This window comes from Arthrobacter sp. 35/47, from assembly GCF_000520475.1.
GTDB lineage: Bacteria > Actinomycetota > Actinomycetes > Actinomycetales > Micrococcaceae > Arthrobacter_D > Arthrobacter_D subterraneus.
Genome location: NZ_AZHY01000348.1, coordinates 1 through 11,186 on the forward strand (window position 1 = coordinate 1; position 11,186 = coordinate 11,186).

An 11,186-nucleotide genomic window follows, 5' to 3' on the forward strand; every position below is an offset into this window, starting at 1 on the left:
CACCGCCGAACCGGTGAAACATGAACTCCCCCTCGGTCGGGTGCTGCTGGACGGAGCAGTCGTCGGGCTCGTCACAGGCCTGGTCGGTGCAGGCGGTGGATTCCTCGTCGTCCCCGCCCTGGCCCTGCTGGGCGGCCTACCGATGTCGATCGCCGTCGGAACGTCGTTGGTCGTGATCGCGATGAAGTCCTTCGCCGGGCTCGCCGGTTACCTCACCACTGTCCACCTGGACTGGGGTCTGACCCTGGCTGTCACGGCAGCTGCGATCGTGGGAACGCTCATCGGTTCGAAGCTCGCAGGCCGGATCCCCGAAGCCGCCCTCCGAAAAGCGTTCGGTTGGTTTGTCCTGGCTATGGGCACCTTTGTCCTGACCCAGCAGGCCCCTGAGGATCTGCGCTGGATCGTCCTCGGCGGAGTCGCTGGCCTGACCATGCTCGCCGCCGTCATCTGCTGGTTCTTCGTTCGCACGTGCCCGATCAGGACACGAACCGGCGACAACGAGGACCGCAACCAGAATTCCGGACACGCGAAGCACTCAACGGCCTAAGAACCGAAGTAACTGCTCAACCATGAACAACCGCACCATCAACAAGGAGGTAAACAATGTCGGAAATCACCATCACCGAAGCCGAGAAGCGCCGTAGCACGGATCAGATCCTCGACGTCCGGGAAGACTTTGAAGTAGCCCAGGGAACAATCCCCGGCGCCGTCCACATACCCCTGGGAGACCTGGGAGCACGCCTGTCCGAACTCGACCGAACTGTGCCGGTGATCGCCATCTGCCGCAGCGGAAACCGGAGCGCCACCGCCGCAGACGCCCTGAATCAGGCCGGCTTCACCGCCGACACCATGGCGGGGGGCATGACCGCCTGGCAAGAGGCCGGCCTGCCCACCACCTGAAAAGTCCTGCACGGCCCGAAGTTTCACCCACGACAGGCCGGAAGGAGCAAAAAATGCGCAGCATAGGTCCCGACGAATTGAAGAGTAAGTGGCCGGGTGTGCCGTTGATCGATGTGCGCGGCAGGGGCGAACATGCCCAGGCCCACGTTCCGGGAAGCCGGAATATTCCCCTGGATGAACTGGCCTGGAACCTGACGTCCCTTCCCCCTAACACCACCCTGTACGTCATGTGCGGATCGGGAAAACGGAGCACTCAAGCCGTCTCACTTCTCACCGAACACGGATTCGACGCAGTAAACGTCGCTGGGGGAATCACCGAATGGTATCGCAACGGGCACCCCGTCACCTATGCCACAGCTACTGAAAAAGTCACCGATATCCGCCCAAAAAGATCATCTTCCTGGTCGATCGGGGCCGTGCTGCACAAGCTCCGCCGAACCAAGATAACAAGCCCAGCTTTACCGGGATAAACAAGCCCCAGCTTGACCTCCCATATACCCCTAGGGGTATTGTTGTTTGTGAGTGCTTCACAGAGCAACACCCCCGATTTTGAGGAGAAAGAATCCATGGACGTTATTGTCATTGACACCCCGCAGCTCGGGGACCGCAGCTATCTGATCCACGACGGGCAGGTGGCCCTGGTCATCGACGCCCAGCGCGACATCGACCGCGTCGAGTCCGTCGTGGAAGAAGCCGGCGTGAAGCTCACCCATGTGGCCGAAACCCACATCCATAACGACTACGTCACCGGCGGGCTTGTCCTGGCTCGGAAGCACGGGGCCGACTACCTGGTCAACGCCGCCGATGACGTGTCCTTCGAACGCACCCCGATCGCCGACGGGCAGACCGTGCAGGTCGGGGAACTCTCGGTCAAGGCGGTGGCCACCCCCGGTCACACCCACCACCACCTCTCCTTCGTCGTCGAGCACGACGGGCAGCAGGCCGTGTTCTCCGGAGGCAGCGTCCTCTACGGCTCGGTGGGCCGCACCGATCTGCTGGGCTCCGAGCACACTGTCGGGTTGACCCACGACCAGTACGCCTCCGCCCGCCGCCTGGCGAAAGAGGCAACGGAAAAGGCAGCTCTTTACCCGACTCACGGGTTCGGTTCCTTCTGCTCTTCCGGCCCGGCAACAGGGGCCTCGGAATCCACGCTGGGCGAACAGTTCTCCACCAACCACGTCTACACCGAGGCCGACGAGGAACACTTCGTCTCCGAGCTCATCGCCAACCTCAGCGCCTACCCCAGCTACTACGTGCACATGGGACCGGCCAACNTTCTCCACCAACCACGTCTACACCGAGGCCGACGAGGAACACTTCGTCTCCGAGCTCATCGCCAACCTCAGCGCCTACCCCAGCTACTACGTGCACATGGGACCGGCCAACGCCGCCGGCCCCACCGAACCAAACCTCGAGGTGCCCGATTCCCTGGACCCTGAGGAGCTGAAAGCACGCCTGGACGCCGGGGAGTGGGTGGTGGACCTGCGTAACCGGGTTGCCTACTCCGCCGAGCACCTGAAGGGGACCATCAGCTTCGAGTACGGCAACGGGGCAAGCTTCACCACCTTCCTGGGCTGGGTCTTCCCCTACGACCAGCAACTCACCCTCGTCGGCTCCCGCGATGACGTCGAAAACGCGGTCCGGGACCTGTCCCGAATCGGCATCGACAACCCGGACGCGGCCCTCGGGGAAGACCCCGAGAACCTCGCCCCGGGCGCGGCCGTGTCCTCCTACCCGCGCGTTGGTTGGGACGAGGTGCTCACCGACCGCCAGGAACAAGAGCCCATCCTGGACGTGCGCAGGGCTGAGGAGTATGAGGCCTCTCATATCGACGGAGCGGTCAACATCCCGCTGCACGAACTGATCACCCGCATGGACGAAGTTCCGTCCGGGCGGCTGTGGGTGCACTGCGGCTCCGGTTACCGCTCCGGGGTGGCTACTTCCCTGCTGGAACGTGCCGGGAAGAACGCGGTCCAGATTGACGCGATGTTCGACGAGGCCGCCGACGCCGGCCTGACCATGGTCAGCTGACCCAACCCCCCTGCCCCACCCCCGATTGGGCGCCGTTTAGTGCGACCCGGGGCAGGAGATCAACCTGCCCCGGGTCGCGCCTGCCCCACACCGGCAACAGGCACCGCCGCATCCCCATCCATTTCAGGAGAGGCCCTACGTGGAAACCCGCACCACAAAGCCCAGATACGGGCACCAGACACGCAGCCTGACCGGTATGGGGGTCACCGTCGCGGCCTTGCATTTGGCAGGGTGGGGGGTTCTGTTTGGCTGGTTGCTGCCGGCCCAGGACGCCGCCGGGGACAATCCGGGTTCGCTGCTGGGACTGGCCGTGGGTGCCTATGCTTTGGGTGTGCGTCACGCCTTCGACGCTGACCATATCGCCGCGATCGACAACGCCACCCGCCAATTCCTCAGCCGTGGCCGTACCACCGTGACCACCGGTTACTGGTTCGCCCTGGGACACTCTTCGGTGGTTGTAATCTCCGTGCTTCTGCTGGCACTGGGGGCGGAGGCCTTCACGAAGGGTTTGACCGATGAAAGCTCCTCCTTGCGCCAAGCAGCCGGTATCTGGGGTGGGACCGTCTCCGGGTTGTTCCTGCTCACCGCTGGGATTTTGAATATGCCTGCCCTGCGTTCCCTGCACCGGTTGCGTCGCACCATGCGGAACGCACCGGTCGATGAGGCCGAATTGCACACCCACCTGAACCGGCGCGGGGTGCTGCACCGGGTGTTGCACCCGCTCACCCGGACGGTGGACCGTCCCGTGAAGATGTACCCGGTCGGGTTCCTCTTCGGGCTCGGCCTGGACACCGCTGCCTCCATCAGCCTCTTCGTCGTGGCCGGGACCCTGGCCCCGTCGCTGCCCTGGTACGCCGCGATGGTGCTGCCGGTGCTGTTCACCGCAGGGATGACCGCCTTCGACAGCGCCGACGGGCTGATGATGGCCCGAATTTACAGCCGGGCCAGCGGCGACGCCGGCCGCACGGTTGACTACAACCTCCTCGTCACCGGAGTCTCGGTGTTCATCGCCTTCCTCATCGGCGGAACAGGCCTGCTCTCCGTGGCCGCCGAGCTGACCCAGCCGTCCGGCGGAATCCTGAAGGCGCTCACCGCCGTGGACCTGAACTTCCTCGGGATTACCGTAGTCGCCTTTTTCGTCCTGGCCTGGGTGGCCCGCCATCGCCGCGGGCGGCAAGCTGCGAGCTTTGACGTGTAGATCACTACCGCCCGGATATCGCATCGGCCCGGCGCCGCACCCTATCTACCGCTCAAGGATTACCGGGTTGGGAGACGGCGCCACCCGGGGCGGTCTGGGTGGCAGGTCGTACGCGCCGGGCCTCTGCCGATAACCGCCCCGGTTCCTCCGGTGACCGGTCTGGTCGTGTTCATCGGGTAGCGGGCATTTTGCGGGGTTTTGCAACTGCGTACATTCCGGTCTGATCGGTGGGGAACAAGGCGGTTCCGTCGGGGAGCATGGCCATGGGAAGGACGTACTCGCCTGAGGTGAGGATGGAGCCGGAATCGAGTTCGATTCTGGTCGCTTGGCCGTTGATTCGGGCGTAGGCCATTCCGGCGCCGGTGGTTGATACCTGGGCAGGGCTGTCAGATTCGCTGGTCCAGAGAATGCCTTTCCGAGGGCGCGCGGCCGTGATGGTGTATGTACCATCCGCCCGCTGTGAGGTCAGAAGCACGGTCTGTGTGGCGTCATCCACTGCGGCCATGCCCGAAGGCGTTCCATCCACCCTGCCCAGCGGCGCCCCCGTCCTGAGATCGTGGATGACGGCCACCGCCGTGTCCGTTCCAGCAGGGTCAGCCCATTCCAGCACAACAAGACTTCCGGTTGACGGTCCGTAACTACCTTCGAACCGGGCGGCGGCTTCTCTACCGACACCAAAGGGGCCAGGACTCAGCTGCGCCGAGGTCCAAAGCGTCTCACTTGAGCCGCTGTCGATAGCGGAGAAGCTTTCCACGGTGCCCTCCAAGGCGGTCCCGTGATGCTCATAAAGAGCCGTTCCGGCCGGCTCGTCAACGACTGCTCCGGATGCGGCGTCGAGTAACGTCGTGGGCGTTCGTTCGTTGGTCAGCGCTTTGGGTGTGTTAGCAAAAATCAGGCCGGTACCAGGGGACGGGCCGGGGACCTCCGTAGGCCCCCACAGGGGGACGCCGTCCGCGGCGGAGAAGGCCGTTGCAACAGTGGCGCTCACCCCGCCCGGCCCATTTCTGCGGGCGTCGGAATCCAGGATGACGATCGCTGCTTCGCCTCCGACCTGTGTTGGTACTGTTCCGACGCAGGAGGGGTTGGTGTCCACACGCCAGTCAGTTCCGCTGGCGTCGAAGCCGTAAAAGCTTAGTTGAGAGCGGCCATCCCGGGGGAAGGCGGAACCGATGAAGGTTCCCCCGACGACAAACGGGGTGGTGTCGGTCCGTACTTCTGAGGTGATATCAAAGCCTGGGATCAATCGTCCGCTGTGTGCTGAACCGGACACAGTCGTTGGCGGTTCGCCGACCTCGACAGGCTGAGCGCCGACCCGCTCAGTGACCGGCAAACAAGCTGACACGCCGAGCAAGGCAACCAACGAGATGCTGATCGAGGCGCCCATCCTAGTATGTAAATACATTTAGAAGTTCACGGTAGCACGCCCTGTAAATCACCATCAGTCGCCAAGAACGGTTTCCTAACTTCATCTGGCGGATTCCAGTACTTGTCTCTTGTGGTGCCGAGGGAAAGCGGAAAGATGAAGACTGATGTGACCTTTCGTAGGGCAGGAAACCCGTTACTGTCAGGCATTTGACCGCGTACGACGAGAGATGGAGCAGCACGATCATCATGATGAATGGCGATGGTATGGACGGTATGGGATTGATGTGGTTCTTCGGACTGCTGGTGCTCGTGGGGGTGACCGTGTTGGGGGTCGTGTTGGTGAAGGCCCTCTCCGGCAAGTCCTCACACAATGCCGGCCCCGACACCCGGCCTGGGCGCGGCGTGGTCCCTGGCCGCCGGGGGACGGAAATCCTTGAAGAGCGTTACGCCCACGGGGAGCTGAGTACCGAGGAGTACCGGGAGCGGCTGAAGACCCTGGAGGAGGACGGCCAGTGAGCCCGCTGACCCGCCGTCAGCTGCTGGCTCTGGGTGCCGTCGGTGCCGGTGCCACAGCGCTCGGCGGGGCAGGACTGTGGTGGACCACCAGCAACGATCCCGGATACACAGGCGGTGAGGAGCTGGTCGAGCCCCCGGTGCTCTCCAGCCGCGACGGCGTGCTGGAACTGGATCTGGAGGCCGCCCCGGTGCGGGTCCAGGTTGGCGGGCGTGAAGCCTCTGTGCTGGCTTTCAACGGGTCCCTGCCGGGACCGACCCTGCGCGTGGCGCCCGGTGACACAATCCGGGTGGCGATGACGAACGGTCTGCGGGCTCCGACGAACCTTCACGTGCACGGGTTGCATGTCTCCCCTGAGGGCAACGGTGACAACCCGTTCCTGAGCATCAACCCGGGAGAGTCCTTCAATTATGAGTTCGTCCTGCCCGAAGGCCATCCGCCGGGCACCTACTGGTACCACCCGCACCGCCACGGCCATGTAGCCGATCAGGTCGCCGCCGGCCTGTATGGGGTGATCGTGGTGGAGGACCCCGAGCTGATTCCTGTGACCCGGGAGCGGGTCATGGTGGTCTCGGACCTGTCTCTGGATTCCTCCGGTAATCTCGCTGAGGCCGGCCGGATGCAGCAGATGATGGGCCGGGAGGGTGAGGTCGTCCTCGTCAACGGTCAGGTGCGCCCGCGCCTGGACGCCGCACCCGGGGAACGGGAGCGGTGGCGGATCGTCAACGCCTGCCCCTCCCGGTACCTGCGCCTGCAGCTGGAAGGCCAACAGGTCCGACTGCTCAGCCGCGACTTCGGGCGCCTGCCGACCCCTGAGAAGACCACAGAAGTGGTTATCGCCCCCGGCAACCGCATCGAGTTGCTCGTCGAAACCACCGAGGGCTCATCGGTCCTGGTCGCGGCGCCCGTAGACCGCGGCGGCATGGACGCCATGATGGGCAACGGCATGATGGGCGGCAACGGCAACGGCAACGGCAACGGCAACGGCAACGGCAACAGGGAAGCGATCGAGCTCCTCACCCTCGAAGTGTCCGGCGATCCGGTGCAGACGCCCGAGCCCGTCCCGGCAGGCCCAGCGCTGCGGGATCTGCGCGGAGAACCCGTGACCGGTCGCCACACCTTGGACTTCGCCATGGGTATGACCGGCAGCATGGGCGGTGGAAACGGGATGGGCGGTGGTAGTGGCAGGGAGGCCACCATGATGGCTTTCACCATCAACGGCCGGGAGTTCGACCCCGCCCGGACTGATACCCCGGTGGCGGCTGGGGCTATAGAGGAGTGGACACTTCTCAACTCCAGCCCCATGGACCACCCGATACACCTGCACGTGTGGCCGATGCAGATCATCGAGGACGGTGACCGCGACGTCTCCGAACAGAGATGGCAGGACGTCGTCAACGTCCCAGCCAGGGGGCAGGTGAAAGTCCTTATCGCGTTCGAGGACTTTCCCGGACGAACCGTCTATCACTGTCACATCCTCGACCACGAGGACCAAGGCATGATGGGTGTCGTCGAAGCCCGTTAAGGCCGGGGCAGCCGTGAGGGCGATGTCGCTTCCTGAACCCCCAACGTCTAACAGTTGCGCTGCGCCCGCGGTGACATCGGACCTCAAGCACCGCCTCCGCCCCTCCCAGGATCAGCCCTGCGGGGCAGCGGAGGTGGGATGGTGGGTTTCGTACATTCGTATCGCCACGACGAGGGCCGAGAGGGCGCTGATACCAGCTGCGACCCATACGGCCGCGTGGAGGCCCATGAGGTCGGCGATGATGCCGCCGAGGACGGCGCCAACGGCGTAGCCGAGGTCGCGCCAGACGCGGTAGATACCCACGGCGCGTCCGCGCCAGACTGGATGTGCGACATCGCCGATGACGGCCAGCAGGGTCGGGTAGACCATCGCGCTACCAGCACCGAGCAGTGCAGTGCCGGCAGCCCAGCCGCCGAAGCCGTCGCCGAGTGCGATGACCACCAGGGCGGCGGCCTGGGTGGCCATTCCACCGGTGATCAGGTGTTTGCGCCCGATCCGGTCCGAAAGCGCTCCGGTGACCAGTTGGCCAACTCCCCAGACCCCGGGGTAGAGGGCGAAGAGCAGCCCGATCTGGGCGACGGTCAGTTCGGCGGTGGCGAACAATAGGGGGAACAAACCCCAGGAGAGCCCGAAGTTGAGGTTGTTGACCAACCCGGCCTGACTGGCCGAGGAGAGAGCGGGTTCCTTCAGGCTGGTCTGGGCGGCGATCTGCCGGTCGGTGAGTCGCGCGTGGAGGTGGTCGTGGAGGCCGTCAGCACGGGCCACGTGCTGGCCGGCGTCGAGTAGGGCGTGGCCGCGGGTCTCTTTGACGAATAACCCGGAGAGCAACAGCGCGATGGCCGTGTAGGCCAGTCCCAGCAGGAACGGCGCCGGCCGTAAACCGGACTGCTCGGCCAGGTACCCGGCCAGCAGGGAAGTCACGGCCACCGCCCCGTAACCGGCGGCTTCATTGAGGCCCATCGCGAGACCGCGCTGTTTCGGGCCGACGAGGTCGATCTTCATCACCACGGTGGTGGACCACGTCAATCCCTGGTTGATGCCCAGCAGTATGTTGGCGGCCACGACCCAGCCCCAGTTCGGGGCGAAGATCAGCATCAGCGGGACCGGCAGGGCGAAGAGCCATCCGATGAGCAGGACGGGCTTGCGCCCATAACGGTCCGAGAAGGTTCCGGCGAAGTAGTTGGCGATCGCCTTTGTGATCCCGAACGCGGCGACGTAGGTGAAGATGAAGGTGTAACCGGTGAGCCCGAACTCGGTCTCGGCCAGCAGCGGCAGCACAGTCTGCTGCTGACCCACCATGCCGCCAACCAAGGCGTTGATCGCCACCAACAGGGCGAACTGAACGGCGTTGGCCCGCAGGCCCAAACTGACGGGGCGAGAGCCGGCGCGGGGACTCATGTCCCGTCCTCCAGGTCCTGGCTGGTGGGCCGGGACCACCCGGCAATATCAACAGGCGTCATAGTCATAAAAGCTATTCTTCGCACGTTTGACATCCCAGAACGAATCCATGCTCAAACCGGTACCTTGTGCATGCAGTGGGGGTTAACGTAATGGGCCGTTATCGGCACTTTTCATCAGGAGCTAGACAAAGTGCAGCAGTGAAGGTAGCCGTCCCATATCGCCTTATACACGACCTGCTGGGATGTTGAAGCTCATCACAACGTTGATGTTACCTGCGGGACGGCAGGACTGACCGCCATTCCACTGCACAGCTACGCGCCAACTTGTTGCTTCGATCCTCCCAGAATCTTTTGAACAGAAGCTTCTATCGACTCATAGACGCCCGCAGCCTTCAAATCGTCTCGTATCTGTTCTCGTGCTTTTTGAAAGGTCCGCCCCTCTACATTGCTGGCGGCTGCAACGGAAGCGGCTTTCTGTCCCCACTCTGATAGTTCTACGTGATCGTCATCGCGGCTATCGAATAGAGGGATCGGAAGGTTCCAAACGTACTTGTCGAAGTGACGCGCTCCGAACAATCCCTGCGCTTGATATTTCCCGACCAGGTCCAAGACGCTCTGACTGTTGAGTACTGCGGCGAGGTAATGGCCGGCTTGTTCGCTGGGAACAGCAAGCCAGTAAAGTGCGTGCTCAATGACAATGTCTGGATCTCCCACGTATGCGGCTACCAGTCGGGTCCCGGAAGCCGAGTAAGCGACCCTATGACTTCCCTTCCCCAACTGCTTTCGGAGTTTTCCTTGGTAATCCACCTGCTCCATGAGGGATAGTTTCGTTGCAGCTGCCTTGTGGGTTTCCCACTCGGCTGATGCCTTGGCCCACCATTCCCCTAAATGCTTATGCGCAGCTATCTTTCCCTCGTCGAGAAGCTTCCCATCACTTACCGGAAGCACGGCAAGCCACGGTTCCAGCAAGCGGTAATGAGCCAAAGTAGAACCTAGATGAAGGGGATGAATGAAGGCGCTCTCGACGTTTCCTGACAGAGATGGCCGGAACTTCCAAGGCTCCTTCTCCAAGTTTGTGCGGAAGGACTCCAGCGGCGTCAGGCCTTTGGCATGCCCCAAAGAGCTCTTTGGCCTCTCTGAGACGCAGAAAAGGTAACGCGGAACTATGTTTGCTCCCTGAGAAACGGCCTTCGCATAGGGGGAGATAGCAACATCCGCGGACGTTACGGAATCTAGATTGGCGTCAAGGACGGTGAGCCGTTCATTTATATCTTGCACAGAAGTCGCGCGAGCAGAAACGAGGCCGGAGAACTTGCTGACCTGTGAGGATATGGCCCTCGCTGAGGCGGTCTTAGTCCCGAAGACGGCAGCCGAGGGCACCGGGAAGATTGCAGGCCGAACTGCTTGCAAATCCCATGCCTGTGAAAAAGCGACACGCACGGTTACATCCTTCTGTGTAGCCGTGGATGGCATATTAGTCGCCCATTTTCCGGTTCTGAAGCCCTCGTACTGTTGGCGCGTCAGAACTGCCTTGGGGGTCACGAAGCCGAATGATCCTTCAGGAGTGAGGAACTGCTCGACCACTCTTGCGATGAAAAGGCCAACTAGGTCCTGTTGTGTTGCGACCTTACGCCCTGTCCAGAGGTTGCGATTAGTGCTGAAGGTGCGGAATTTGCTTTGCATCGCTTCTGTCATGAAGCGGTATGCCACCCATGGTGGGTTGCCTATTAGTGCGTCAACTTGGCGCTCCGGAAAGGAAAACCATAGGGGGCGCACCTGGTTTCGGACAAAGTAGCCCCAGATGTGGTTTCGCCCATCCGCATTGAGGTCGCAGAGTATGTTGAAGGACTCAAGTAAGACGGCACGGTCGCCGGAGTCAACGACTCCGTAAGAGTTGAGGATGGTTAGAGGAGAAGGGCGTGTTTTCTTCTTGTCCTTGTGGGTTTGAGCTAAGTCTGCGAGATCGGAAACCAGCCTGTCGAACACCCCGGCATCGGTGATGGTCGCAAGGGGGAAGGCAAGCTTCTCGCCGGTATGGAAAAGTGCAAGCTGCTGTTCCTCGACTGCCAGGTCGGGACTGTCGACCTGGACTGTAAAGGTTTCATCCTTCATGCTGTCCGCTGTTGACCCCCACTGCATCGAATCGCCCAGGTAAACGGGCACAGTCAACGATCCGCGATCTTGGCCAAGACGTTCCAATCCAATGGCCAGAAGATACGTAACACGAGCCAGAACGACCGACACAGGATGAAT

Annotated in this window: 9 protein-coding genes and 1 pseudogene; 7 read left to right on the forward strand and 3 right to left on the reverse strand. The window is 62.6% G+C overall.

Annotated features, from left to right (window positions below; all coding sequences use genetic code 11):
• From X803_RS16760 to X803_RS16775, 5 genes and pseudogenes are all read left to right on the forward strand, one after another.
• Positions 1 to 547, forward strand: a 547-nt coding sequence (locus X803_RS16760) for a sulfite exporter TauE/SafE family protein (protein ID WP_035777298.1), incomplete at its 5' end; no start/stop codon positions are given.
• A gap of 56 nt (positions 548 to 603) precedes the next feature.
• Complete coding sequence (locus tag X803_RS0100115; protein ID WP_026543536.1) at positions 604 to 900, forward strand: rhodanese-like domain-containing protein; 297 nt, start codon at positions 604 to 606, stop codon at positions 898 to 900.
• A 53-nt stretch (positions 901 to 953) separates the two neighbouring features.
• A complete protein-coding gene (locus X803_RS21185) occupies positions 954 to 1,370 on the forward strand; it encodes a rhodanese-like domain-containing protein (RefSeq protein ID WP_084033218.1) in 417 nt (138 codons plus the stop codon).
• A 96-nt stretch (positions 1,371 to 1,466) separates the two neighbouring features.
• Positions 1,467 to 2,931: pseudogene (locus X803_RS21190) on the forward strand (MBL fold metallo-hydrolase).
• A 196-nt stretch (positions 2,932 to 3,127) separates the two neighbouring features.
• Positions 3,128 to 4,129, forward strand: a complete 1,002-nt coding sequence (locus X803_RS16775) for a HoxN/HupN/NixA family nickel/cobalt transporter (protein ID WP_035777303.1) — start codon at positions 3,128 to 3,130, stop codon at positions 4,127 to 4,129.
• 169 nt (positions 4,130 to 4,298) lie between these two features.
• Here X803_RS16775 and X803_RS20830 read toward each other — a convergent pair whose 3' ends face one another.
• Positions 4,299 to 5,372 carry a hypothetical protein gene (locus tag X803_RS20830; RefSeq protein WP_156929918.1) on the reverse strand — a complete coding sequence of 358 codons (1,074 nt, stop codon included), beginning with the start codon at positions 5,370 to 5,372 and terminating at the stop codon, positions 4,299 to 4,301.
• A gap of 329 nt (positions 5,373 to 5,701) precedes the next feature.
• Here X803_RS20830 and X803_RS0100140 point away from each other — a divergent pair, with 329 nt between their 5' ends.
• The gene (locus tag X803_RS0100140) at positions 5,702 to 6,010 is read left to right on the forward strand and encodes an SHOCT domain-containing protein (protein WP_253907356.1); all 309 of its coding nucleotides are present in this window, start codon (positions 5,702 to 5,704) and stop codon (positions 6,008 to 6,010) included.
• On the forward strand, positions 6,007 to 7,533 hold the full coding sequence (locus X803_RS0100145; RefSeq protein WP_026543538.1) for a multicopper oxidase family protein: 1,527 nt from the start codon (positions 6,007 to 6,009) through the stop codon (positions 7,531 to 7,533). Before X803_RS0100140 ends, X803_RS0100145 begins: the two co-directional genes overlap by 4 nt.
• Before the next feature lie 111 nt (positions 7,534 to 7,644).
• Here the strand turns inward: X803_RS0100145 and X803_RS0100150 are convergent, their stop codons facing one another.
• On the reverse strand, positions 7,645 to 8,931 hold the full coding sequence (locus X803_RS0100150; protein ID WP_026543539.1) for an MFS transporter: 1,287 nt from the start codon (positions 8,929 to 8,931) through the stop codon (positions 7,645 to 7,647).
• Between the two features lie 314 nt (positions 8,932 to 9,245).
• Positions 9,246 to 11,186, reverse strand: a 1,941-nt coding sequence (locus tag X803_RS0100155) for an Eco57I restriction-modification methylase domain-containing protein (RefSeq protein WP_026543540.1), incomplete at its 5' end; no start/stop codon positions are given.